This is a genomic window from Streptomyces globisporus (assembly GCF_003501885.1).
GTDB lineage: Bacteria > Actinomycetota > Actinomycetes > Streptomycetales > Streptomycetaceae > Streptomyces > Streptomyces globisporus_D.
Genome location: NZ_QWFA01000092.1, coordinates 1 through 22,885, shown reverse-complemented (window position 1 = coordinate 22,885; position 22,885 = coordinate 1). Strand labels below are relative to the sequence as shown.

Here is a 22,885-nt window from a genome sequence, read left to right as displayed (position 1 = left end):
GGCGAAGAGTTCGGGGGCGAGGTAGGAGGGGGTGCCGATGACGCTGCCGGTGCGGGTGACCCGGTCCGCGCCCTCGAAGGTGGCGATGCCGAAGTCGACCAGGATCGCGAGGCCGTCGTCCCGGACGAGGACGTTGCCCGGCTTCACGTCACGGTGGACGACCGACGCCGTGTGGACCGCCCGCAGCCCCTGGAGTACCTGGAGGCCGATGGTCGCGGCGCGCGGCACGGCGAGGACCCCGTCGCGGCTCAACAGGTCCGCGAGGGACCGTGCTTCGAGCAGCTTCATCACGATCCAGACCTGGTGGTCGGTCTCGACCTGGTCGTGGACCGTCACCACGTTCTGGTGCTCGATCTTGGCGATGGCCTCCGCCTCGCGCCGGGCGCGCTGCATCGCCGTCGCCTGCGTGCCCGGAGTCATGGCGTTCCGGTCGAGCAGCCCCTTCACGGCGACGAACCGGTTCAGCCGCCGGTCGTGGGCCTTCCAGACCTCGCCCATCCCGCCGCTGCCGATCCGTTCCAGCAGCTCGTAGCGGTCGTCGATCACGGTCCGGGGGCCCTCGTCGTCCGCCCGGCGGCCGGCGCGGCGCCCGTCCTGCCCGTCGTCCGCTCTGCCGGCCCTGTCTTCGTTGTGCATACGACCCCCTGTGCACTACATGGACCAGGCCAGATTAGACACCTTCTAGGCGGCCGCGCCGCCGTTGCTCTTCAGCAACTGGCCGTTGATCCACTGACCTTCGGGGGAGCACAGGAAGTCCACCAGATGGGCGGTGTCCCGCGGGGTGCCGAGCCGGCCGAGCGGGGTCCCCCGGACCAGGGCCTCGCGCAGGTCGTCGGACATCCACCCGGTGTCCACCGGGCCGGGGTTGACGACGTTCGCCGTCACCCCGAGGTGGGCCAGTTCGTGCGCGGCGGCGAGCGTGATGCGGTCCAGGGCCCCCTTGCTGGCGCCGTAGGGGAGGTTGCCCACGGTGTGGTCGCTGGTGAGCGCGACGATCCGGCCGGTGACGGTGCCCGGTGCGCCGCGGAAGCGGAGACCGTACTCCCGGATCAGCAGCCAACTGGCCCGGGAGTTCACCGCGAAGTGCCGGTCGAACGCCTCCACGGTGGTGTCCAGCAGCCCCGAGTCCACCGACTCCGCGTGCGAGAGGACGAGCGCGGTCACGGGTCCGCCGAGGCGTTGTTCGGCCTCGTCGAAGATGCGGGCCGGCGCGTCGGGGTCGGTGAGGTCCGCCTCGATCGCCGCCGTACGGGCTCCGGCCTCCGCCAGCTCCTGCGCGATGGACGCGGGGGCCCCGGGCTCGGCACCCCACTCCATACGGCGGTCGTACGGCGTCCAGTAGGTGAAGGCGATGTCCCAGCCGGAGGCCGCCAGCCGCCGCGCGATGCCCGCACCGATGCCGATGCTGCGGCCGACACCGGTGATCAGGGCGATGGGGCGGGACGGGGTGGCCGATGGCTGCGCGGGGGTCGTCACGCGGTGATCCTTCGTGACCCGTAGGCGTACGTCAATGACGTTTCCGGTCACCGCGGCGACCCGCGCCGACCTGTTCTGACCTGCGGTGACCCATCTTCCTGGTGGGCCGACGCGATCTTTCTGTTTCCCCTCGGCGGCCCACGCTCCTAGCGTGGACGACGGAAACCGCAACGAACAGTACATTTCGGAGAGAGGGATCCACATGAGTGCCCAGCAGCAGTCGCTGAACGGGAAGACCGCCGTCGTCGCCGGAGGCGCCAAGAACCTCGGGGGCCTGATCAGCCGCTCCCTCGGCGAGGCCGGAGCGAACGTCGTCGTCCACTACCACGGCGAGAACACCGCCGCCGATGCCGAGAAGACGGCGGAGGCCGTACGGGGCACGGGCGCCCAGGCCGTCGTCGTCCGCGAGGACCTGACCCGCGTCGAGGGGGTGCGGAGCCTCTTCGACCAGGCGCTGGACGCCTTCGGCGGGGTGGACGTCGCCGTGAACACCACGGGCATGGTGTTGCGGAAGCCGATCGCCGAGACGACCGAGGAGGAGTACGACCGCATGTTCGCGATCAACTCCAAGGCGGCGTACTTCTTCCTCCAGGAGGCCGGTGCGCGCCTCAACGACGGCGGGCGCATCGTCAGTCTCGTGACCTCCCTGCTCGCCGCGTTCACGGACGGGTACTCCACCTACGCGGGCGCCAAGGCCCCGCTGGAGCACTTCACCCGGGCGGCGGCCAAGGAGTTCGCGCCGCGCGGGATCGCGGTGAACAATGTGGCCCCGGGGCCGATGGACACGCCGTTCTTCTACCCGCAGGAGACGCCGGAGCGGGTGGAGTTCCACAAGTCCCAGGCGATGGGCGGCCGGCTCACGGAGATCGAGGACATCGCACCGCTGGTCACGTTCCTCGTCACCGAGGGCGGCTGGATCACCGGTCAGACGATCTTCGCCAACGGCGGCTACACGGTCCGCTGATCCCTGTCCGCCGATCCCTGCCGGCCTGAGGAGAGGACCGCGTGAGCCTGGACCTGCGCAAGCTGGAGCATCTCGTCGCCGTCGCCGAGGAGGGCGGGTTCACCCGGGCGGCCGAACGGCTGCACCTGAGCCAGCAGGCGCTCAGCACCTCCATCCGCACCCTGGAGCGGCACGTCGGCGTCCGGCTCCTGGACCGGGGCCACCAGCACGTGACCCCGACCCCGGCCGGGCAGGCCCTCATCGACGACGCCCGGGCGCTCGGCGCCCAGGCGCTCGCCGCCCTGGACCGGGCCCGCCGCATCGGGCGTGGGCAGGCCGGGCATCTGCGGATCGGCCACACCCCGGCGGTCACGGCGGAGGAGGTCGTGGAGCTGCTGACCCGGGCCGGTACGGAGGAGCAGGGCATACAGGCCCACGTCCGCCAGCTCTTCCCCGACGAACTGCGCGAGCAACTCCTCACGGGCGCCTGCGACCTGGGCCTGAGCCGTGCCATGCCCGCCGGCTCCGGGCTGACCCGGGCCCGGATCGCCGAACACCGCCTGCGGGTCGCCGTCCCCGCCGGGCACCCGCTCGCCGCCCGCCCCGCGGTGGCCCTGGCCGACCTGCGGGGCGAGCCGCTCACGGTGTGGGGCGAGGCGGGCTCGTCGGCGTACACGGACCTCCTGATCGGTCTGTGCCGTCAGGCGGGCGTCGAACCGGACGTCCGGCGCAACCCGGTCCAGGGCACCCCGCCCGTCACCGCCGTCACCGCGACGGGCCGCATCGCCTTCGTCACGACGCCCCCGGGCCCGGGGGCGGGCGGCGCGGCCCACGTCATCGACCTGGACCCGCCCGTCCAGGTCCCGGTCCACGCGCTGTGGCCCGCGCACACGACGTGCCCGGGCCGGGACCTGTTCCTCGAACGGACCGGTGAGGGGGAACGGCATCCGGACCGGTGAGGCACGACATGCGGGGGTGAACCCGCCGACAGAGACTCGGTGAGGGGATGAAACGGGAGGAAGAAGGAGGAGGAGCACGATGACCACATCGATCAGCGACCCGGTGGTGGAGAAGTTCATCGCAGCGGTGAACGCGGGCGACAAGGACGCCTTCTTCGCCGATGTCCTCACCGAGGACGCCACCATGTCCGACGACGGCAGCGAACGGGACCTGGCGGCCTGGACGGAGAAGGAGATCTTCTCCCCGCAGGCCAACGGCCGTATGCAGGTCGTGGAGGCCTCCGACGACGGCCGCGTCCTCGTCGTCGACTACACGAACGACACCTGGGGCACGATGCGGACCCGCTGGGTCTTCACGGTCACCGGCGACCGCGTCAGCCGCTTCGAGACGGGCCAGGCGCCGTCCTGACCCTGCCTTTCGGCGTCGGTCACAGGCGGCGGTAGGTGCGGCCGCCGCGCCGGGGGAGGGCCGCCGGGTCGTCGGGCCCGGTCCGGGTGGCCCGCAGGGCGAGGTGGATCTCGGCGCGCACGGTGGCGTCGTCGAGGTTCTGCGCGAGGTGGTCGGCGCACTGGGTGAGCCAGTTGGCCAGGGTGGTGCGGTGGACGTGCAGTTCGGCCGCGGCGGGGGCGGTCCGGGCGTGGTGGCCGAGCCAGCAGGTCAGCGCGATCCGCAGGTGCGGCTCCAGACCGCCGACCAGGCCGACGGCCCAGGACCGGGCCGCGTCGGTGTCCAGGAGGCCGGTCGGCAACGTCTCCAGCCGGGCGGTGCCGTTCCCGTTCTCGCTCCCGCTGTCGTCGGCGGGCGCGCGCAGGGCGAGCAGCAGATGCGCCCGCACGGTGGCGTCCTCCAGATCCGCACGGAGCAGCCGGGACAGCTCGCGTATCCGGGCCCGTACCGTACCGGCGGACAGACCGAGCGCGGCGGCGGCGCGGGGTTTGCTACCGGTGCGGAGCCAGACGAGGAGCAGGTGCTGGTGGGCCGGCGTCAGCGGGCGCAGCACGGCTCCCGCCCAGCGGGCGTACGGGGCGGTGGGCAGCAGGGGCGTGAGCCGGGAGGTGCCGACGGCGTCGGCGGGGACGACGCGGCGGTCGGGGGTGGCGCTGTGCCGGGCGGCGGCCGCGTCGCTGTGGGCGGTGGGCATCTCGGCCAGGGGCAGCGGCCCGGCCATGCCCGCCAGCAGGTGGTGGCGCTCGCTCACCCGGGAGACCAGGCGCAGGACCCGGCCGTCGTCGCCGCCGCGGTGGAGTTCGGCGACGACGAGTTCACCGTCCAGCCGCCCCATCAGGGTGCAGGCGTCGGCGTGCGGGGTGAGCGAGGGGCGTACGGCCCGCCACAGGACCTGGTGGGCGGTGGGGACGTCGGCGCCGGTGAGCCGGTAGACGGTGACATGGGTGAGCCTGTTCCCGCCCAGGGTGTCGGCGACGGCGGTGGTGTGGCCGGCGAGCAGCAGCCGGACGAGGGTGGTGTGCAGCCGCATCTGTTCGCCCCGCAGCTCCGCCGCCCGCTGCCCGCGCACGTCCAGGAGGGCCGCGGTGGTCGTGGCGACGCGGGCGGCCCGCTCCGGGGAGACGGTGGGGCCGGGGGCCAGGACGAGGACGGCTCCGGCGGCCGGGCGCTGGAGGCAGTACGGGTGACCGTGCGGGTCGGCGGCCGCGTGCACCCCGTCGGCGGCCGCGGCGGCGGGGGTGCTGTAGACGGCTCCGGCGATCGGGTCGGCCAGCACCGCCCACCCCTGGACCAGCAGCGCGGCCTCGGCGATCAGATGCGCACCGGACCGGGTCGCCGCCCGCAGCAGCCGGTCCGTCGTCTCCCGCGCCTGCCGGGCGCCGCCCGGGCAGGCGGCCTCGTGGCCGGTCGTACCTGTGGTGCTCATGGGGAGAGCCTCTGCGGGCCGTGCGCACCGCGTACGGCGGTATCCCGTACGCGGCACGGCAGTTGGGGAGGTGGGATCGGGGCGCGGATCAGGGAATGCGGGCGACCGCGCCCCAGCCGGCCCGGGCCGTGGTGGTGCCGGTGTTGGCGTCCGGCCGCCAGTTCGGCCAGGACACCATCCCCGGCTCCACCATCTCCAGCCCGTCGAAGAACGCGACCGTGGTCTCCGGCTCCCGGAAGATGTACGGGATCGCGCCACTCGCGTTGTACTCGTCCTGGACGGCCCGGTGGGCCTCGTCGGAGGCGGTGGAGTGGCTGAGCGAGAGGTAGCTGCCGGAGGGCAGGCGCTCCACCAGTCGCCGCACGAGGGACAGCGCGTCGTCCCAGTCCACGATGTGCCCGAGGACGTCACTGATGACGAGCGCGACGGGCTGCGTCAGGTCCAGGGTCTTGGCGGCCCCGGTGAGGACGGTCTCGGTGTCGCGCATGTCCGCCTCGACGTAGGCGGTCGCGCCCTCGGGGGCGCTGGTCAGCAGCGCGTGGACGTGCAGGAGCACCAGGGGGTCGTGGTCGACGTAGACGATCCGGGACTCCGGGGCTATCCGCTGGGCGACCTCGTGCGTGTTGTTCGCGGTCGGCAGCCCCGCCCCGACGTCGAGGAACTGCCGGATCCCGGCGTCCCGGGCGAGATAGGTGACGGTCCGGCGCAGGAAGTCCCGGGACTCCTTCGCGAACGTCTCTATCAGGGGGTACTTGCCCCGGTAGGCGTCGCCCGCCGCCCGGTCCGCAGGGAAGTTGTCCTTGCCGCCGAGCCAGTAGTTCCAGACACGTGCGGAGTGCGCGACGCTCGTGTCGATCTGCGCGGGCAGTTCAGGCCCATTTCCGGTCGTACTCATCCTGTAACACCTCTCTGGTTCGGGCCGGCCGTATCGCCATTACGCACGACACGTCCAGCATTCCCTGATACGTCTGCACGGGGTGGGGGCTGTCCCACACCTCCGCCGTGCCGGGCAACCCGCCCTCCCGCACCACATGGTCGGCGATCTCCCGGATCTCCACCCGGTAGAGGGAGAGCGCCGGGACACCGGTCAGCGGGTGCGGCGGTGCGTACTCGGGGTGCAGTTGCATCGTCACATCCCCGCGCTCTGCCGTCCGTTGAAGCATCTCGAACTGCTCGCGCATCACCTCGTCGTCGCCCACCTGGCAGCGCAGCGCGGTGACGGGCAGGACGGCCCAGAGACGGGTCTGCTGTTCCTGGAGCCGTTTTTGACGCTCCACCAGAAAGTCCGCGCGCCTCTGCCGCTCGGCCGCGTCCCGCTCCGGGAACATGACCTCGTCCACGGCCATCGCGTACGCCGGGGTGCGCAGCAGCAGCGGGACCAGCGCCGGATGCCAGGTGCGGACGACACCGGCCGCGGACTCCACGCTCATCAGGTCCATCAGCCACGGGGCCATGGCGTCCCGCCAGGGATGCCACCAGCCGGGCATGTTGGCGGCGTTGAGCCGCCCCATGATGTCGTCGGTCTCCGCCGCGCCGGCCCCGTAGAGGTCCAGCAGGGCGGACACCTGCCCCACGTCGAGGGAGGTCTGCGCCTGTTCCAGCCGCCGCAGCGTCGAGGGGTGCCAGCCCAACTGCGTCGCCGCCTGCGGTACGGACAGGCCGGCGCCCTCCCGCAGGTTCCGCAGGCGGGCCACCAGGACCAGGTGCCGTGCCGTCCGGCCCGACCGTTCGCGCGCCACGGTTCCCCCCTTCCCGCTCCGGTCCCGCTCCGGCTCGATCTGTCCGACATTCCGCGCAGTCTGCGCACAGTGCACACAGCGCACCTTGCGACGCTCGCACGGCGCTCCCAAGGTAAGCATGTCCGACTCCATCGCACGCCAACTCGGTAAGACCGGGCCGATCTTGCCCCATACCCCTCCGTCCGCCTGCCACGGGTACTCCGTACTTTGTGGCCGCACTCCCGTTCTGCCGTTCCGTGCACCGTCGTTCCGGCGGCCCGTTCTCTGGAGCCCACCGCATGAACCACCCGACCGGCCTGACCGGCCCGACCCCGCTGAACCGCCTGGCCGACGTGACCCCTCTGGTCCACCCGAAACTGCGGTCCGTCGTCACGGCTCCGAGGCCCGCCCAGCCCCGCCCGCTCGACCTGCGTGTCCGCGCCCAGCGGATCCAGATCGACGAACTCGTCGTCGACGACCCCCACCAGGTGCTCGCCCACGCCCGGCAGGCAGCCCTCGACGACCCGGAAACGGCCGAGCAGTTGGGCTACAGCACCACGGAACCGCTGCCGCTCCCGGACGCGGCCGCGCTGCTGTGCGCGCTCTACGACACGGACGTCCTCACGGCGATGGGCCTGCGCCTCACCCGCCACACCACCCGCGTCTCCGCCTCCAACCAGCAGACGGAGCCGGTCTCGTTGGTGCGGTCGACGACGCCGGAGGGCCGGGAGGACTGATCCCCTCGGTCGGTGGGCAGCGTGTTGGAGGCTCACGACCGCTTCGGAGGGAATCACGGTGGGAAGACGAGCACGGGCGGCCTTACTGGTCGCAGCCGGCATGGTGGCCGCGCTGTTCTCGGGGGCGTCCCCCGCGGCGGCGGACGAAACGATCTGCGGCCATGTCGTACGCGGCGCGATCCTGGCCAAGTACAAGGAGACCGGCGGCCTGGAGAGATCTCCCCTGGGCTGTCCCACGACACCGGAGCTGACGACACCCGACGGCCAAGGGGCGTACACACACTTCCAGGGCGGCTCGATCTACTGGTCGGCCTGGACGGGCGCGCATCCGGTGTGGGGCGAGATCCGCGACAGCTGGGCGGGCCAGGGCTGGGAGCGGGGCAAGCTCGGGTATCCGGTCGGCGACGAGCTGAGGAACCCGGACGGTGCGGGCGTACGACAGCAGTTCGAGGGCGGGACGTACTACTGGCACCCCACGAGGACGAACGGGGCGCATGCGGTGGGCGGCCGGATCGGTGAACTGTGGGCGCAGTGGGGGCATGAAGGCGGCGACTTCGGCTACCCGGTGACGGACGAGTACCCGGCGGTGAAGGTCGGCGGCAATCTCCCCGAGAACACGGGGGTACGTCAACGCTTCGAGAACGACCGGTATCTGCTGTGGAGCCCCGGCCAGGCCAGCTCCTTCGAGACCTGCCACAGCGAATGCGTCGGTTACCTCGGCATCACCAACGAGCCGTGGGTCGAGCAGACCGAGGTCTTCACGAACCTGGCCAACGGCAAACGCTCTGTTCACGTCACTCCGACCGAGGCCGGATTCGAGGACGCGGACGACGACCTGCAGGAGAACTGGCGGCAGGTGTGGGTCAACACCCCGCACCTCCGCAATGCCACCCAGACCGAGGTCAACTCCCTCTCCAAGCAACTCCTTTGCCACGCGGCGTTCGCCTTCCCCAAGCCCGGCGGCGGGCGCTTCGGCGGTCCGACCTGGGACCTGGAGGCATGGCGCTCGGACATCCCCTGGGATGCCGGGGAGGCCTTGCGGACCCAGTGCAACTGGGACTGAGCAGACGGGCTCCCGACGAAAGGCAGACCGGCTGCGGGACCAGCCAGGCCACGGTCCCGCCGGCCGGGCGGGGCTACCGGGACACCGCCCGGCGGACACCGTACGCGGCGGCGCCGGTGAGAAGGACGGCAGCTCCGGTGATCACGGAGGGCAGCGGGAGGGCGAAGGCCAGGACGAGGCAGCCGGCCAGGCCGGCGACGGGGATGATCCGGGCCGGGCGGCCTTCGGCGGAGGTCAGGGTCCAGGCGGAGGCGTTGGCGATGGCGTAGTACGCCAGGACGCCGAAAGAGGAGAACCCGATCGCCCCGCGTACGTCCGTGGTCGCGGCCGCCACGGCGACGACGGCGCCGACGAGGAGCTCGGCCCGGTGGGGGACCTTGAAGCGCGGGTGCACGGCGGCCAGGGCGTGGGGGAGGTGGTGGTCGCGGGCCATGGCCAGGGTGGTGCGGGAGACGCCGAGGATGAGGGCGAGCAGCGAGCCGAGGGCGGCGACGGCCGCGCCGACGCGTACGACGGGGACGAGCCAGCCGGCGTCTGCCGCCCGCGCGGCGTCCGTGAGCGGGGCCTCGGCGGAGGCGAGTCCGCCGGGGCCGAGGACGAGGAGGACGGAGACGGCGACGAGGGCGTAGACGACGAGGGTGATGCCCAGGGCGACCGGGATCGCGCGAGGAATGGTGCGGGCCGGGTCGCGGGCCTCCTCGCCGAGGGTGGCGATGCGGGCGTAACCGGCGAAGGCGAAGAACAGCAGCCCGGCCGCCTGCAGCACACCGGCCGCCGTGGCATCGGCGCCGATCTCCAGACGGGCCGCATCCACCCCGCCGGACGTCAGGGAGGCGGTCGCGACGGCGGCGAGCACCGCCAGGACGACCGCGACGATGACGCGGGTGAGCAGAACGGACTTCTGGATGCCCGCGTAGTTGACCGCGGTCAGGGCCACCACGGCGGCCACCGCGATCGCGTGCGCCTGGCCCGGCCAGACGTAGGAGCCGACGGTCAACGCCATCGCCGCGCAGGAGGCGGACTTGCCCACGACGAATGCCCAGCCCGCCAGGTAACCCCAGAAGGGGCCGAGCCGCTCCCGCCCGTAGACGTAGGTGCCGCCCGAGGCCGGGTAGAGGGCGGCGAGCCGGGCGGAGGAGGTGGCGTTGCAGTAGGCGACGACGGCGGCCAGGGCGAGTCCGAGCAGCAGGCCGGACCCGGCGGCGCGGGCGGCGGGGGCCAGCGAGGCGAAGATCCCGGCGCCGATCATCGACCCCAGGCCGATCATCACCGCGTCCGGCACGCCGATGTGCCGCTGGAGTTCGCCCGGGGCCGCGGCTGAGGCTCCGCGCGGGGGCTTGCTGCTCACGGCTTGTCTCCTTGCGAACGTGTTCTGCGGTCCGCCGCACGATAAGCGATCGAGGTGAATCCTTCACCGGGAAGGGAAGGCCGTGAGGGCATCGGGGGCGCGTGAACCTGCGCGGTGGCGGTCATGAGCCCCGCGTGCTGCGTCGTGCAGCACACAGGGCGGCCCGCGTGGCCTCAGGCACCCCACAGCCAGAAGCCGTACTCCGCCGATGTGACGAGTCGGCCCAGGCCGAAGGCGAAGGGAACGGGTACGAGCAGGAAGACACCGGTGCGGACCAGGGACGGTCCGACGACGGACACCACGTCGTTGGGATGGGTGGTCGTGAAGAAGTCACGCCAGCGCAGGATGTCACCGAGGCTGCACGCCCAGAAGAACAGCCCGGTCACCAGGAAGACCGCGCCGGTCAGCAGTCCCGGATAGGTGGTCGCTTCCAGCAGGTCGACACGGGCGTCGTGATCCCGCACGACGAACGCGGCGACCACCACGCAGACCGCGGCGCCTGCGCCGTACGCCGCGCCGCGCGCCATGACACTGCCCAGCCGCAGACGCGGTTCGAGTACCCCGTCCGTACCTCTGCTCATGCGGACCATGTGCGTGCCCCCTGTCGTCCCCGCGCCGTCGAGCCGGTCGCTACGACGCGGCGAACTCGACGAACGACGTCCAGCTGTCGGGGGAGACGGCGAGCGCGGGGACGGTGAGGTCCTTGGAGTCGCGGATGTGGACGGTGTGGGGGCAGGTGGCGACCTCTACGCAGTCGCCGCCCTGGCTGCCGCTGTACGTGAACTTGGACCAGGTGAGCGCCAGGTCTCCAGCAGGACGAAGGGGCCGTCCAGCGCCGCGTGGTCCTCGCGGTCCGGGTCCATCAGCTGGATGCGCACGTGCCGTAGCCGCGCCACCTCGGCGAGGTGATGGAGCTGGGCCTTCATCACACGACGGCCGCCGATCGGCCGGGTCGGCACGATCATCTCCATGACGAAGCTGATGTCGGGCAGCGGTCTGCGAGCGCAGCATGTACTTCCTGCTCGCACCCGGGACCGCCGCCGAGCACCGGTGGCCTCCCGGGCTGGAGGCGATGAGCCGGAGCCGTCGCGGGGACGCGTTCGTCGGGGTGCCCGCGCTGGGCGGGGGCACCTGGCCGCTGGACTGGCGGTCGCGGCCCACGGCCCAGGATCCCTTCGTGGACGGTGCGTTGTTGCACGAGATGGCCTGGCTGCGGGCGGGGTGCGCCGTGAGGGAGTGAGCGAGGCTGCCGATGCCCCGGCCTATGCGAGTCCGCCGAGGCTGAGGGCGTCCTCGATCTCGCCGAGCTTCGCTGAGGACAGGGCGCCCGCCCGCTCTGTCAGGTCGTCCCGGGACACGGTGGTCAGCCACGTGCAGGGGGTGAGGCCCGGACGCGGCAACGCGAACCGCAGCACGCCTTCACAGGGCAGTCCTTCCATGGCGCCCACGGCCACTTCGATGGCGAGACCGCTGATGTCGACGCCCGCAGGAGCGACGACCTGCATCACCCGGATCCCGGACCCGTCGTCCCCCGACAGCAGCACGACCGGCCGCCGCTCGTCGTACTCCACCCACCAGATTTCGCCACGTTGCACGTGTCCTCCTGACGCAGGAAGGTGGGCGGACGGAGCGTGATCGAGGCGTCACGTTCTGCGATAGCGTGATCTCCAACATCATGCTCCGCGTGCCGCGTTGTGCGGGTGGCGAACCGTCCAGGTCTTGGCTGCGGCAGGGCGTGAGCGCCGGGGATCTGCGCCGGCGCTCAGCAGCGCGCTGCCGGCGGAAGGGGTGCGTACGGCCTTCGGGTTCCTGGCACACCGGATGGTGGAGAAGCTGCCCCCGAGGCCGGAGGGGACGGCGGAGTCCACGCCTCCGCCGTCGCCTCTGCCCCTGCCCCTCATCGCCTGCGACGGGCCCGGCGAGGTGCACCTGTTCCGGCCGCACGAGTCGTGGGTCACCACCTGTGGGCCCTGCCATCGTGAGCAGCAACGCGCCCACTGGGCCGACCTGATGGCCCGTGCCGAGGCCCACCCCGCGCCCCCGCCGCCCACCTGGCGGGAGCGCGTTGCCAGCGAGATCCAGGCGAACGAGGTCGCTTCCGGTTACGGGACCCGGGCCACGGCCACGTAGATGCCGCTGAACTCCTGGGTGGGCGCGGGCGTTCCGTTGAACCACTCCGGGGCCTTCACCAGGCCGGGCGCGACGATCTCCAGGCCCTCGAAGAACCGCGAGAACTCCTCGCGGCTCCGCAGGGCCAGCTGGATGCCGCCCTTCTTGTACTCGTCCTCGCTCTGCTGCCCGATCTCCTCGTTCACATCGGACGCGCCGTGGGACAGCACGACGTAACTGCCGGGCGCCATGGCGTCGGTGAACGTACGGATGATGTCGATCGGCTTCTCGGCGTCGGGGAGGAAGTGGAGGAGGCCGAGGAGTGACAGGGCGATCGGGCGGTCGAAGTCCAGGGTCTCGCGGGCCGCGTCGAGGATGATCGCGGGCTCGCGGACATCCGCGTGGACGTAGTCCGTCACGCCCTCCGGGCGGCTGACCAGCAGCGCTTCCGCGTGGCGCAGGACGATGGGGTCGTTGTCGCAGTAGACGACCCGGGCGGAGGGGCGGATCTCCTGCGCCGTCTGGTGCAGGTTCGGCTCGGTGGGGATGCCCGTCCCGATGTCCAGGAACTGCGTCACACCCTCGCCCGCCAGCCAGGCCGTCGCCCGGTTCATGAAGGAGCGCTGCTGCCGGGCGCCGACCTTCGCCTCGATGGGCAGGAGTTCGGCGACTTGCTGGTCCACCGGGTAGTTGTCCTTGCCACCCAGCAGTGCGTCATAGACCCGGGCCGAGTGCGGCTTGCTGGTGTCGATCGGGGGGTGAGGCGCCTGTGCCGTCATACCGAACTCCAGATAACGCGTGGTGTGGACCAATCAGTTGACGCAGTCTGCCACAGCAACACCAGCCGCACGCAGGGGTGTTCGATCGTCGGCGGAGGCTGGGAGGGGAGGATCCGGCCACGGGTTCCCTCGTGTGCTGTTTCTCGATCCACCCGTGACCGTGGCGTTGCGGTGGCCGTGAGTCTGCTCACCCGCGCCGGTCGACGCTTTGACCTCGTACGCCCTGCCCGCCCAGGATCGGCGGTGTGAACCCTGACGTGCCCCAGCCGCCGCACTCGTCCTCCTCGCCTCCGCCGTCGCCCTGGGCCCCGCCGTCGTCGGCACCCGAGCCGCCGCGCCCGTCACCCTGGGCCCCGCCGTCGTCGGCGGCCGAGCCGCCGCCCCCGCCCGCCCCGGCCTGGCCGGCCTCGCAGAGCGGGCAGGGCTGGGACAGACCCCCGGAGTGGAGCCGCCCGCCGACCGGGCCGGTGCGGGCGCCCTCCGGGTCCCGCTACGACGAGCAGGGGCGCAACGGGCACGGCGGACGGTTCGGCTGGATCGGCGAGCTGTCCGCCGTCGTGGGGCTGGTCCTGCTGGCCGTCGTGGTCGTCAGCATCGTCGGCCTGGTCCTGGCCGAACTGCTGGACGCGACCCCCGCGGACCCGGACAGCGACCGGTTCTTCGAGGACCCCGTCGCCGATCTGGTCGTCCAGCTCCTCGGCATCGCGATCGCCATACCCATCGTCCTGTGGGGCGCCCGCGTGATCGGCCGGCGGCCCGCCGGGACCGTGTCCTCCGTCGTCGGGCGGCTGCGCTGGGGCTGGCTCGGGCGGTGTGCCGCCGTGGGCTTCCCGCTGATGGCCGTGCAGATCGGCGTGCTCATCGCGTGGACCTGGAACGACGAGCCGGTCGGGGAGTCGGGGAGCGGCTTCCCGGGGTGGCCCGTCTTCCTGCTGAGCCTGGCCGTGATCCTGGCGCTCGTCCCGTTCCAGGCCGCCGCCGAGGAGTACGTCTTCCGGGGCTGGCTGGTCCAGGTGGTCGGCCGCGTCGCGCGCACGCCCTGGCCCGCCGTCGCCGTCGCGTCCCTGCTCTTCGCCCTGGCCCACGGGTTCGGCGAGCTCTCCGGATTCCTCCTGCTGCTGTACTCGGCCCTGTGGTGGGGCTGGCTCGTGATCCGTACCGGTGGACTCGAAGCCGTGATCGTCATGCACGTCGCGAACAACCTGCTGGCCTTCGGCCTCGCGGCCGGCTTCGGCGAACTCGCCAGCACCGAGACCGCCGCCGACGCCCCTTGGCAGGCCATGGTCGCCGAGCTCGTCTTCGCCCCGCTGTACTGCCTCACCGTGGCCCGGATCGCCGACCGCCGCGGGATCGAGCGGGTGAGCCCCTGACCCCCCGGGGCTGACCGTACGGCCAGCACCGCCCGTACGTCCTCGACCGAGGCGCACCGGGGACGGACCGCGCGTCACGGTGACGCCGGAGGGGCCGTACCGGGCGCAGGCCCGGGACCGGGCGACCGGGCAACTGGTCTGCACGCCGGCCAGCTTCCAGTCCGTACGGGAGGCGGAGGTCCGGGAGGACGATGTCGAGGTGACGATCCGCCCGGGGGAGGGCCCGGAGCTGGGGCCGCTGCGGTGCGCGGAGTACTTGGACCGGTGAGGGCGCCGAGGAGCGCGGAGGGCCGCTTGGGGGCACGCCCCGGCCCCGTGGAAAGCTGACGCGACAGGATCGGCCGAGCGGCCGACCTGAACCAGGACCGGGGGAATCGTGGAGAGTACGCGGCTGTGGAAGTCCTGCGTCCCGGTGGCGGCGAACCTGCTGCTCGGGATTCCGGCCATCGTGCCGGCCTTCCTGATCTGGTACGTGCTGTCCAACGGGCCCCTGGCGGAGCTGGGGTGGACGGATCGGGAACCGACCGAGAACGACGGCATGTGGCTGTGGCTGGTCATCGTCGTCCCGGTGGTGGCCTGCTTCGGAGGTCTGTGGACCCTGCTCAACCTGTGGATGCGGCGCAGGCTGCTGGCTGCCGCGCCCCCCGGCCCGTACTGGTCGCTGGCGCTGACGCTGACCCTCACCCCGTATCTGCTGGGCGTCGCCTTCGGCTGAGGAGCGCGGCGATCGGACCGGTTCGGATTCAGAACTCCACGGTCAGCTGCGCGCGGACGTGCGCCCGCAGCACCCCCGCCATGTCCGTCGTGCAGTCGCTGATCAGCCACTGGATCTGGAGGCCGTCCATCAGCGCGATGAGCTGCTGCGCGGCGGCCGACGGGTCGATGTCGTCGCGGAGTTCGCCCGCCTCCCGGGCCTGGACGTAGGCGCGTTCGGTGTTGGCGACGGACGTACGGTAGCGGGCCTCGAAGTACGCGTGGGCCGGGTGGTCGGGGGCCGTGGCCTCCGCCGCGACCACCGAGAACAGCTCGACGATCCCGCGCCGCTTGGCGTTCAGCTCGGCGAGGTCCACCAGTCGGCGCAGATGGTCCACGCCCCGGGTGACGCCGAGCGCCAGCCACTCGTCGTCCACGTCGTCGCGGCGCTGGAGGACCGCGAGGAGCAGCGCCTCCTTCGTCGGGAAGTGGTGCAGGAGCCCCGGGTGGGAGATGCCGCAGCGGGTGGCGATGACGCGCAGCGACGCGCCCCGGTAGCCGGCCTCGCCGAACAGGGTCATCGCCTGGTCGAGGATCTCGGTCCGCTTGGCCCGGCCCTTGGCATAGCCGCGCTGCGTTCCCGGGGTCACGCGTATTCACCCGCTGTCATCGCCACGCCTCTCTCGTTCCGCCCCAGATTCTCACAGGGGTGAATACTTACCAAGCGGTCGGGATTGAGCGTACGGTACTGCGAGTGCCGTCGTGGCCGTCGTGAAAGGAAGTCCTGTGGGTCTCAAGCCGCCGTATCTCGACCCCGCGCTGCCCGTCGTGGAGCGGGTCGCCGACCTCCTCGGGCGCATGACGCTGCCCGAGAAGGTGGGCCAGATGCTCCAGCTCAACGCCAAGGAGGGCGTGCGGCACCTCGTCGAGGACCTGCACGCGGGCTCGATCCTGCACGCGTCCCCGGCGCGGGTGCGCGAGGCCGCCGAACTCACCGCGAGGACCCGGCTGCGCATCCCGCTGCTCGTCGCGGAGGACTGCATCCACGGGCACTCCTTCTGGGAAGGGGCCACGATCTACCCGACGCAGCTCGGGATGGCCGCCACCTGGGACCCGGAGCTGGTGGAGCGGATCGCGCGGGCGACGGCGGTGGAGGTCGCGGCGACCGGGGTGCACTGGACGTTCTCGCCGGTGCTCTGCATCACCCGGGACCTGCGGTGGGGCCGGGTGAGCGAGACGTTCGGCGAGGACCCTTTCCTGATCGGTGAGTTGGCCTCCGCGATGGTGCGCGGCTACCAGGGCGAGGGTCTGGACGACCCGACCGCGATCCTGGCCTGCGCCAAGCACTTCGCCGGGTACTCCGAGACCCAGGGAGGCCGTGACGCCAGCGAGGCGGACATCTCGCGCCGCAAGCTGCGTTCCTGGTTCCTGCCGCCGTTCGAGCGGGTCGCGAAGGAGGGCTGCCGGACCTTCATGCTCGGCTACCAGTCGATGGACGGCGTGCCGATCACCGTCAACAACTGGCTGCTGAACGAGGTGTTGCGCGGTGAGTGGGGATACACCGGCACCCTGGTCACCGACTGGGACAACGTCGGCCGCATGGTGTGGGAGCAGAAGGTCCACGCCGACTACGCGCAGGCCTCGGCGGCTGCGGTCCGCGCGGGCAACGACATGGTGATGACCACGCCGAACTTCTTCGAGGGTGCCCAGGATGCGGTCGCCCAGGGCCAGTTGACGGAGACGGATATCGACGCCGCCGTACGCCGCATCCTGACGCTCAAGTTCGAGCTCGGCCTCTTCGAGAACCCGCGCCACCCCGACGCCGACCGGCAGGCGGAGGTCATCGGCACCGGGGCGCACGCGGCGCTGAACCTGGAGGCGGCCCGCCGCTCGCTGGTGCTGCTGACGAACGACGGCACGCTGCCGTTCGCGGGCGGCCTGGAGGTCAAAGGGGAGGGGCGGGCCACGGGACCCGGCCCCCGTACGGTCGCGGTCATCGGCCCCAACGCGGATGACGCGCAGACCCAGTTGGGCGACTGGGCGGGCTCCTCCGGGCAGGCGGACTGGCTCCCGGACGGCCAGCCGCGCGCCATGATCCGTACGGTCCTCGACGGCTTCCGCGACCACGTGCCCGCCGACTGGACCGTCTCGTACGCGCCCGGCGCCCGGATCCTGGACGTCGGGCCCGACCCGGAGGGGGAGTTCTTCCCCGACGGGCAGCCCCGCCCCGAGGTCGTCCACCCGGCCGCCCCCGATGCGGAGCTGATCGCCGAGGCCGTCGCCGCCGCCGAGGCCGCCGACCACGTCGTGGCCGTCGTCGGCGACCGGATCGAGCTGATCGGCGAGGGCAAGTCCACGGCCACCCTCGAACTCGTCGGCGACCAGGTCGCGTTGCTGGACGCGCTGGCAGCCACGGGGAAGCCGCTGGTCGTCGTGGTCATCAGCTCCAAGCCGCTGGTGCTGCCGCCGTCCGCGCTGGACGCGGCGGCGATCGTGTACGCGGCCAACCCGGGCATGCTCGGCGGCCGGGCGGTGGCCGAACTGCTCCTCGGGCTGATCGAGCCGACCGGGCGGCTGCCGCTGTCCTTCGCCCGGCACGCGGGCCAGCAGCCGACGTACTACAACCAGGTGCGCGGCCAGCACGGTACGCGCTACGCGGACCTCACCCAGCGCCCGGCGTTCGCGTTCGGCGAGGGGCTGAGCTATTCGACGGTCGCCTACACGGACCTGGAGGTGCTGACGGCGGTGGTCGACGAGTCGGAGACCGTACGGGCCCGGGTCACGGTGACCAACACGGGCGCGCGGCCCGCACTGGAGACGGTCCAGGTGTACGTGAGCGACACGGTGACGTCGGTGACCTGGGCGGAGAAGGAGCTGAAGGCCTACCGGCAGGTGGCGCTGGCCCCGGGGGAGTCGCGCGAGGTCCCCTTCGAGCTGCCGGTGGCCGACTGCACGCTCGTGGACGCGGACGGCGTACGCACGGTGGAGCCGGGCCGCTTCGAACTGCTGGTGGGCCCGTCGTCCCGGGACGAGGTACTGCTGAGAGGGGAGTTCACGGTCAAGGGCTGAGCCTGAGCCCTGGACGGTGGGCGGCGGCGCCCGCCGGCGGGACCGCCCCGCGCGCGATCGCGGGAGCGGTCCCGTCGGTGCGGCCCGGGGTTCTGGAACTGCCGGGGGGCGTCAGCGGACCTCGAAGAAGTCCACGTTGTGCCGGTTGACCTTGATGCCGAGCTTGACGAAGCCGCCCTTGCCGTCGTCGCCCGCGTACTTGCCCCAGTACTGGCAGTGGAAACCGGTCTCGGTCTCCTCGTCCACGGCCTTCGCCACCGGCAGCTCTTCGCAGGAGAGCTTGCTGATGTCGGTACGGCCCTTGTGGGAGGTCCAGAGTCGGTCGTAGGCGTTCTTGGCGACCAGGAGGCCCTGTTTCGGGGTGCTGTTGTAGAACGTCAGGAAGCTGCCCGGCTTGTACTTCTCGCTGATCTCGATCTCGTACGGGACGGTCGCGCCCTCGTAGGTCACGTTGCAGATGCTGACGGCGCTGGCCTTCTGCGTCACCCCGTCGGGGCAGTTCGCACTGGTCTTCCCCGGCACCTTGAGGCGGCCGAGCAGGTCTTCCTGGAGCTTGTGCTCGACCTTCTCGGTGAACGACGCCCCGTTGGCGGGCTTCGGGAGGACCTTGAGCTTCGGGTCCGAGCTGGAGGCGACGACGTCGGCCTGCGGACCGGTCACCGGCACCGCGAGGTCCGCGCCCGGCTCCGGAGCCTTGGCCTCCTCGCTGGGGGCCTTGCCGGCGGCGCCCCCCGACCCGGAGGTGCGGGCGGAGTCGTCGCCCGAGGAGGAGCCGCAGCCGGCCACGAGAATGCCGACGGCGGCCAGCCCGATGAGGTTCTTCGAGATACGCATAAGCGGAGCCTAAGTTGCGCCTGTGACAACCCTGTGCGGCCGAGGAGGCCGTTGTGACCCCGAGGGAGCGCGGCCAAAAGAGGCGCGAAGGGCGGAGAACGGGATATTCCGGTTTGCGTTCCGTGCGTTCTGTGCGGGTGATGGTGGCTCAGTCGGGAAGGACTCGTACCGCGAATGTGACGGTCGGCTTCCGTCGGTTCCTGGAGCGGCCGGAGTGGCCGTCCCCGCAGGCGCACTCCACGGCTTCCCGCCCGGTGCCGTCACGGGCCGCCGTCGGTCCTGGTGAGCACGTACAGGTCCCAGGAGTCCGGGTCGCCGATGTACTGGTAGAGGGTGGGCCGACTCGCCGTGCCGCCGACATACCAGAGGTCGAAGCCGCACGGGTCGACGGTGACGTCCACCTCCTGCGACCAGGTGCCCCCGCCGGGTTCGTACGTCCAGGTGCCCTGCCCCGAACAGCGGGAGTCCGCGCCCTCCGGACGGTCCGGATCCGTGGAGTCGCCCTCCGGGCCCCAGCCGCCGAGGTCGTCGTCGATGTCCACGGCGGTGACGTGCCCGTCCGCCGTGAAGGTGACCGTCCCGCCCTGCCCGTCGGACCAGCGTCCGACGATGTCCGCCGAGGCGAGCGCCGGTGGCCGGTACTCCTTGAGCACCCCCGTCCCCAGACCGACACCGCCGAGGACGGCGGTGAGTACGACGGCGGCCACGCCCCCCAGGATCACCGGCTTGAAGATCCGCTCCCGGCGCGAGCGCCAGAGCAGTGCCGGGACGGTGATGGTCGCCGTGGTGAGGAACCACCCCACAGCGGCGGCGGCAGGGTCCGCGCCGCCGGACACCGCGACGACGGACCCGACGAGCGCGAGGGAGACGGCCGCCGCGGCCGGCGGAACCCACCACCACGCCTCACGCCCGCCGAGCCTGCGTCCCAGTACGTCGCCGAGCCGGGCGGCCGGGAAGACGAGGGCCACGGACACGGCGCCCGCGACCATGATCCCGAACACCGCGACCACGGGCAGGAACAGGATGAACATCGCCGAGCCGCCGCCTGCGTTCGGCGACTCCCGCGTGATGCCGTACACGACGGCCACGACGACCGCGAGCATCCCCTCCAGGATCAGCACCAGCATCGAGAGCAGCAGCGACAGCCCGAAGAGCCGCTTCTTCTCCGGTCTTCCTGACTTCTCCATCGTCAGTCCCCCTCGCGCACGCCGATGTCTGTGCGGCACGCCCGCTCGGGGCGGCAGCTGCCGTCATCGTGTCAGAGCTGTTTGAACGCGTTCAACGCAGGGTCGGTGTTGCTCCGAGTGCGCCCGGCGCCCGCTCGGGGCGCGCAAATCGGGCGCGTAAAGAAGAAGCGTTTCCGCGTACGGGTATTACCCCGTACGGGTGTGGCGCGGCCGTCCGGACGGCGGTGGGGCGAGCACAATGGGGCGGCGGTTCGTGCAGAGGCGCGCAGGCCCCTCTCCCGCACCTTGCGCTCAAGGAGGACCGGTGGCGGACAGCTGGACGGTTCAGCGGACCGGGCCCGGGGACGCCGCGCGCACGCAGGCGCGGGAACAACTTCTGGAAGCGGCCAGGGAGCTGTACGGCGGCAACGGATACCGGGCGACGGCCGAGCACGACGTGTGCGAGGCGGCCGGTGTGCCGATCGAGGTGCTGCGCCAGGAGTACGGGTCACGGGAGGGGCTGCTCATCGCCCTCCACAACCGGGTCACGACGACCGGCCTGCGGGCGGCCGAGCGCGCCCTGCTGACCGAGGGCATCGACGAGTGCTCGATCGAGGAACGGGTCCGGCTGCTCTTCGACGCGTACGTGGAGGCCGTCACCAGCGATCCGCGCGAGGCCCGCGTGACGTTCGTCGAAGTGCTGGGCGTGAGCGCCGTGGTGGACGAGCACTGCAAGCTCTGGCGGGCGCTGTGGACGGAGTTCCTGACGGGGGAGGCGGAGCGGGCGGTGGACCGGGGCGAGGCGGAGGACCGGGATCACCGGGTCGACGTGATGGTGATGGTCGGCACGGTCCACGAACTGATGGCCCACCACGCCCGCCGCTGCCGCCGCGCCCGCCCCGGCGAGGTCTCGGGCGAACTGACCCAGCTGGCGCTGACGATGCTCGGGTCGCAGCGGAGCGGGTGAGGGTCGGCCCGTGCGGGCCGTGGTCCGGGTCACCGAGGCCCTGATGGGCGGCGCGCAGCGGCGTTGTCGACCTTCCGGAAGTGAAGCCGGTCCGATGACGGCCGCGCGTCAGACCGGGGCCGGGGCCGAGACCTGCGCCGGCACCCGCGCCGCGGGCCCGACCGCGTACGGGCCGCCCAGCCCCCACGCCTGGTGCATCGCGTCCGCGAACGCCGCCGCCAGCAGGTGTTCGCCGCTGGGGCCGGGGTGCGTGCCGTCGTACGTGTCCGTGTGGATGTCGTAGCCCGGCGGGCGTGAGGCCAGCAGGAGGGGGGAAGTGGGGGTGTCCAGGTCCGCCACCGCCTTGGCCAGGAGTTCGTTGAAGCGGGCGCAGGAGGCGGCGAAGTGGGCGTCCGTCTCGGCCCGGATGTTCGGTATCACCGGGAGCAGGACCATGCGCAGCCGAGGGTTCGCCGTGCGGGCTGCCCTGATGAACGCGCGGGCGTTCGCCGCCGTCTGCTCGGCGTCCGTGTAGAAGCCGAGGTCTATCAGGCCCAGCGAGACCAGCAGGACGTCCGCGTCCGTCTCGCGCACCGCCTCCGCGATCACCGGGGCCATGTGCAGCCAGCCCTCGCCCCAGCCGGACAGATGGCGGCGGGCGGCGGGCGGGAAGGACGGGTCGGCGTACGCGTGGGAGAGCGGGGCGTCCGCCCCGGCGTCGTACAGCGTCGAGCGCGGGCCGACGATCTCGTACGGGAGGGCGGGGAACGCCTCCAGGTGCTGCCACATCCGGTAACGCCAGGTGAAGTCGCCGGCGTGCCCGATGGTCATGGAATCGCCGACGAAGAGGAAACGCATGGCGTCATCATGGCCGATCACGGCTCCGGCCTGCGACGTGACGATGGACACTTGGGCCATGCGTTCGTATCCGACCGGCCCGACGGGCACCCGTGCTGCCGCCCTCGCCGCTGCGCTTCTGCTGTTCGCCGGGGCCGGTCCCGCCGTGGCCGACGACGGGCGGCCCGACCGTGACTTCACGATCGAGGACCCCCGTATCACCGAGTCCAGCGGCCTCGCCGCCAGCCGCGCCCACCCCGGCGTCTACTGGACGCACAACGACAGCGACGACGGCCCCTACGTCTTCGCCGTCGACTCCCGCACGGGAAAGACCCTCGCGACCATCACCATGCGGGGCGTGGGGGAGCCGAGGGACGTTGAGGGTGTCTCCATCGGGCCTGACGGCCACATCTACGTCGGTGACATCGGGGACAACCTGGACGGCTCGTGGAGCCACGTCTGGATCTACCGCTTCCCCGAGCCGAAGGAACTGCGCGACGCCACCGTCGACGCCGTCCAGTACGACGTGAAGTACGCCGACGGGGCCCGCAACGCCGAGGCGCTGATGGTCCACCCGAAGACCGGCCGCGTCTACATCGCCTCCAAGAACGAGGACGGCGGCGGCCTCTACGAAGGGCCCGCGAAGCTGACCGTCGGGGCCGTGAACACGTTCCGGAGGGTCGACGAGGTGCCGTGGGTCACGGACGGCGCCTTCTCGCCCGACGGTAAGCGTCTGGTGCTGCGTTCGTACTTCAGCGCCCGCGAGTACGCCTTCGAGAACGGCCGCCTCGGCGAGGACCGGTCCGTCGCCGCCCCGTTCCAGCGGCAGGCCGAGTCCGTGACGTACACGGCGGACGGCTCGGCCCTGATGTTCGGCTCGGAGGGGGCGGGCAGTGAGGTCGTCCGGGTGGAGGTGGAGGGCGGCGGGTCCGGGAGCGGCCAGGAGCAGGAGAAGCCCGCAGGA

General features: G+C 72.0%; 27 protein-coding genes and 1 pseudogene. 13 read left to right on the top strand and 15 right to left on the bottom strand.

The window, feature by feature from the left end; all coding sequences use genetic code 11:
- Together D3105_RS18350 and D3105_RS18345 are read right to left on the bottom strand one after the other, a co-directional pair.
- A partial coding sequence (locus D3105_RS18350; RefSeq protein WP_133305690.1) for a serine/threonine-protein kinase occupies nt 1-636 on the bottom strand: 636 nt, incomplete at its 3' end.
- A gap of 45 nt (nt 637-681) precedes the next feature.
- Nucleotides 682-1,476: an SDR family oxidoreductase gene (locus tag D3105_RS18345; RefSeq protein WP_118904238.1), complete on the bottom strand. Its 795-nt coding sequence runs from the start codon at nt 1,474-1,476 to the stop codon at nt 682-684.
- A 202-nt stretch (nt 1,477-1,678) separates the two neighbouring features.
- Here D3105_RS18345 and D3105_RS18340 point away from each other — a divergent pair, with 202 nt between their 5' ends.
- The 3 genes from D3105_RS18340 (at nt 1,679) to D3105_RS18330 (ending at nt 3,787) form a co-directional block, all read left to right on the top strand.
- A complete protein-coding gene (locus D3105_RS18340) occupies nt 1,679-2,440 on the top strand; it encodes an SDR family oxidoreductase (protein ID WP_118904237.1) in 762 nt (253 codons plus the stop codon).
- A gap of 41 nt (nt 2,441-2,481) precedes the next feature.
- Complete coding sequence (locus D3105_RS18335) at nt 2,482-3,378, top strand: LysR substrate-binding domain-containing protein (RefSeq protein ID WP_118904236.1); 897 nt, start codon at nt 2,482-2,484, stop codon at nt 3,376-3,378.
- Between the two features lie 79 nt (nt 3,379-3,457).
- Nucleotides 3,458-3,787, top strand: coding sequence for a nuclear transport factor 2 family protein (locus D3105_RS18330; RefSeq protein ID WP_118904235.1), 330 nt, complete (start codon nt 3,458-3,460; stop codon nt 3,785-3,787).
- Between the two features lie 19 nt (nt 3,788-3,806).
- Here D3105_RS18330 and D3105_RS18325 read toward each other — a convergent pair whose 3' ends face one another.
- From D3105_RS18325 to D3105_RS18315, 3 genes are all read right to left on the bottom strand, one after another.
- The gene (locus D3105_RS18325; protein WP_118904234.1) at nt 3,807-5,252 is read right to left on the bottom strand and encodes a PucR family transcriptional regulator; all 1,446 of its coding nucleotides are present in this window, start codon (nt 5,250-5,252) and stop codon (nt 3,807-3,809) included.
- A gap of 88 nt (nt 5,253-5,340) precedes the next feature.
- A complete protein-coding gene (locus D3105_RS18320) occupies nt 5,341-6,147 on the bottom strand; it encodes an SAM-dependent methyltransferase (protein ID WP_006126586.1) in 807 nt (268 codons plus the stop codon).
- Nucleotides 6,122-6,991, bottom strand: a complete 870-nt coding sequence (locus D3105_RS18315; protein ID WP_118904241.1) for a helix-turn-helix domain-containing protein — start codon at nt 6,989-6,991, stop codon at nt 6,122-6,124. Before D3105_RS18315 ends, D3105_RS18320 begins: the two co-directional genes overlap by 26 nt.
- A gap of 278 nt (nt 6,992-7,269) precedes the next feature.
- Between D3105_RS18315 and D3105_RS18310 the strand changes: the two genes are divergently transcribed.
- Nucleotides 7,270-7,707 (top strand): hypothetical protein, encoded by a 438-nt coding sequence (locus tag D3105_RS18310; RefSeq protein ID WP_118904233.1) that lies wholly within the window; start codon nt 7,270-7,272, stop codon nt 7,705-7,707.
- 58 nt (nt 7,708-7,765) lie between these two features.
- Nucleotides 7,766-8,770, top strand: coding sequence for a DUF2599 domain-containing protein (locus tag D3105_RS18305; protein ID WP_123947582.1), 1,005 nt, complete (start codon nt 7,766-7,768; stop codon nt 8,768-8,770).
- Nucleotides 8,771-8,843: 73 nt separating this feature from the next.
- Here D3105_RS18305 and D3105_RS18300 read toward each other — a convergent pair whose 3' ends face one another.
- From D3105_RS18300 to D3105_RS18285, 4 genes are all read right to left on the bottom strand, one after another.
- Nucleotides 8,844-10,118 (bottom strand): APC family permease, encoded by a 1,275-nt coding sequence (locus D3105_RS18300; protein WP_118904231.1) that lies wholly within the window; start codon nt 10,116-10,118, stop codon nt 8,844-8,846.
- Between the two features lie 173 nt (nt 10,119-10,291).
- The gene (locus D3105_RS18295) at nt 10,292-10,699 is read right to left on the bottom strand and encodes a DUF6336 family protein (RefSeq protein ID WP_240646942.1); all 408 of its coding nucleotides are present in this window, start codon (nt 10,697-10,699) and stop codon (nt 10,292-10,294) included.
- 49 nt (nt 10,700-10,748) lie between these two features.
- On the bottom strand, nt 10,749-10,922 hold the full coding sequence (locus D3105_RS18290; RefSeq protein ID WP_118904240.1) for a DUF397 domain-containing protein: 174 nt from the start codon (nt 10,920-10,922) through the stop codon (nt 10,749-10,751).
- The gene (locus D3105_RS18285; protein WP_240646941.1) at nt 10,865-11,146 is read right to left on the bottom strand and encodes a Scr1 family TA system antitoxin-like transcriptional regulator; all 282 of its coding nucleotides are present in this window, start codon (nt 11,144-11,146) and stop codon (nt 10,865-10,867) included. Before D3105_RS18285 ends, D3105_RS18290 begins: the two co-directional genes overlap by 58 nt.
- On the opposite strand from D3105_RS18285, the pseudogene D3105_RS18280 reads away from it, so the two are divergent.
- A pseudogene (locus tag D3105_RS18280) lies at nt 11,104-11,358 on the top strand (hypothetical protein); the annotation flags it as partial. The gene D3105_RS18285 and the pseudogene D3105_RS18280 overlap by 43 nt on opposite strands.
- 22 nt (nt 11,359-11,380) lie before the next feature.
- On the opposite strand, the gene D3105_RS18275 reads toward D3105_RS18280, so the two are convergent.
- Nucleotides 11,381-11,713, bottom strand: a complete 333-nt coding sequence (locus D3105_RS18275; protein WP_118904229.1) for a type II toxin-antitoxin system PemK/MazF family toxin — start codon at nt 11,711-11,713, stop codon at nt 11,381-11,383.
- Between the two features lie 124 nt (nt 11,714-11,837).
- Between D3105_RS18275 and D3105_RS18270 the strand changes: the two genes are divergently transcribed.
- Nucleotides 11,838-12,248, top strand: coding sequence for a hypothetical protein (locus D3105_RS18270; RefSeq protein ID WP_240646940.1), 411 nt, complete (start codon nt 11,838-11,840; stop codon nt 12,246-12,248).
- Here D3105_RS18270 and D3105_RS18265 read toward each other — a convergent pair.
- A complete protein-coding gene (locus D3105_RS18265) occupies nt 12,221-13,006 on the bottom strand; it encodes an SAM-dependent methyltransferase (protein ID WP_118904228.1) in 786 nt (261 codons plus the stop codon). The genes D3105_RS18270 and D3105_RS18265 overlap by 28 nt on opposite strands.
- 467 nt (nt 13,007-13,473) lie before the next feature.
- Here D3105_RS18265 and D3105_RS18260 point away from each other — a divergent pair, with 467 nt between their 5' ends.
- The 3 genes from D3105_RS18260 to D3105_RS18250 all read left to right on the top strand — a co-directional run bounded on the left by D3105_RS18260 (nt 13,474) and on the right by D3105_RS18250 (nt 15,091).
- Entirely contained in the window at nt 13,474-14,376 is a 903-nt protein-coding gene (locus D3105_RS18260) for a CPBP family intramembrane glutamic endopeptidase (RefSeq protein WP_118904227.1), read from the top strand.
- Between the two features lie 79 nt (nt 14,377-14,455).
- Nucleotides 14,456-14,644: a hypothetical protein gene (locus D3105_RS18255; RefSeq protein WP_412080914.1), complete on the top strand. Its 189-nt coding sequence runs from the start codon at nt 14,456-14,458 to the stop codon at nt 14,642-14,644.
- Nucleotides 14,645-14,752: 108 nt separating this feature from the next.
- Complete coding sequence (locus D3105_RS18250) at nt 14,753-15,091, top strand: hypothetical protein (protein WP_118904226.1); 339 nt, start codon at nt 14,753-14,755, stop codon at nt 15,089-15,091.
- Between the two features lie 28 nt (nt 15,092-15,119).
- On the opposite strand, the gene D3105_RS18245 is transcribed toward D3105_RS18250, so the two are convergent.
- Nucleotides 15,120-15,719: a TetR/AcrR family transcriptional regulator gene (locus D3105_RS18245; protein ID WP_118904225.1), complete on the bottom strand. Its 600-nt coding sequence runs from the start codon at nt 15,717-15,719 to the stop codon at nt 15,120-15,122.
- 136 nt (nt 15,720-15,855) lie between these two features.
- Here D3105_RS18245 and D3105_RS18240 point away from each other — a divergent pair, with 136 nt between their 5' ends.
- Entirely contained in the window at nt 15,856-18,138 is a 2,283-nt protein-coding gene (locus D3105_RS18240; RefSeq protein WP_118904224.1) for a glycoside hydrolase family 3 N-terminal domain-containing protein, read from the top strand.
- Between the two features lie 111 nt (nt 18,139-18,249).
- Here D3105_RS18240 and D3105_RS18235 read toward each other — a convergent pair whose 3' ends face one another.
- Both D3105_RS18235 and D3105_RS18230 read right to left on the bottom strand, forming a co-directional pair.
- Nucleotides 18,250-18,972, bottom strand: a complete 723-nt coding sequence (locus tag D3105_RS18235) for a hypothetical protein (RefSeq protein WP_118904223.1) — start codon at nt 18,970-18,972, stop codon at nt 18,250-18,252.
- Between the two features lie 260 nt (nt 18,973-19,232).
- The gene (locus tag D3105_RS18230) at nt 19,233-20,159 is read right to left on the bottom strand and encodes a hypothetical protein (protein ID WP_118904222.1); all 927 of its coding nucleotides are present in this window, start codon (nt 20,157-20,159) and stop codon (nt 19,233-19,235) included.
- A 304-nt stretch (nt 20,160-20,463) separates the two neighbouring features.
- Between D3105_RS18230 and D3105_RS18225 the strand changes: the two genes are divergently transcribed.
- Nucleotides 20,464-21,105, top strand: a complete 642-nt coding sequence (locus D3105_RS18225) for a TetR/AcrR family transcriptional regulator (RefSeq protein ID WP_097990871.1) — start codon at nt 20,464-20,466, stop codon at nt 21,103-21,105.
- A 108-nt stretch (nt 21,106-21,213) separates the two neighbouring features.
- Here the strand turns inward: D3105_RS18225 and D3105_RS18220 are convergent, their stop codons facing one another.
- A complete protein-coding gene (locus D3105_RS18220; protein WP_206272796.1) occupies nt 21,214-22,002 on the bottom strand; it encodes a GDSL-type esterase/lipase family protein in 789 nt (262 codons plus the stop codon).
- Between D3105_RS18220 and D3105_RS18215 the strand changes: the two genes are divergently transcribed.
- Nucleotides 22,001-22,885, top strand: an 885-nt coding sequence (locus tag D3105_RS18215; RefSeq protein ID WP_118904221.1) for a WD40 repeat domain-containing protein, incomplete at its 3' end; no start/stop codon positions are given. The two genes, D3105_RS18220 and D3105_RS18215, sit on opposite strands and share 2 nt — an antisense overlap.

Excerpts from the sequence above, each read along its gene's own strand:
- D3105_RS18330 (WP_118904235.1), top strand. The coding sequence starts at position 3,458 with ATGACCACATCGATCAGCGACCCGGTGGTGGAGAAGTTCATCGCAGCG.
- D3105_RS18320 (WP_006126586.1), bottom strand. The coding sequence starts at position 6,147 with ATGAGTACGACCGGAAATGGGCCTGAACTGCCCGCGCAGATCGACACG.
- D3105_RS18235 (WP_118904223.1), bottom strand. The coding sequence starts at position 18,972 with ATGCGTATCTCGAAGAACCTCATCGGGCTGGCCGCCGTCGGCATTCTC.
- D3105_RS18265 (WP_118904228.1), bottom strand. The coding sequence starts at position 13,006 with ATGACGGCACAGGCGCCTCACCCCCCGATCGACACCAGCAAGCCGCAC.
- D3105_RS18220 (WP_206272796.1), bottom strand. The coding sequence starts at position 22,002 with ATGGCCCAAGTGTCCATCGTCACGTCGCAGGCCGGAGCCGTGATCGGC.
- D3105_RS18340 (WP_118904237.1), top strand. The coding sequence starts at position 1,679 with ATGAGTGCCCAGCAGCAGTCGCTGAACGGGAAGACCGCCGTCGTCGCC.
- D3105_RS18310 (WP_118904233.1), top strand. The coding sequence starts at position 7,270 with ATGAACCACCCGACCGGCCTGACCGGCCCGACCCCGCTGAACCGCCTG.
- D3105_RS18325 (WP_118904234.1), bottom strand. The coding sequence starts at position 5,252 with ATGAGCACCACAGGTACGACCGGCCACGAGGCCGCCTGCCCGGGCGGC.
- D3105_RS18295 (WP_240646942.1), bottom strand. The coding sequence starts at position 10,699 with ATGAGCAGAGGTACGGACGGGGTACTCGAACCGCGTCTGCGGCTGGGC.
- D3105_RS18230 (WP_118904222.1), bottom strand. The coding sequence starts at position 20,159 with ATGGAGAAGTCAGGAAGACCGGAGAAGAAGCGGCTCTTCGGGCTGTCG.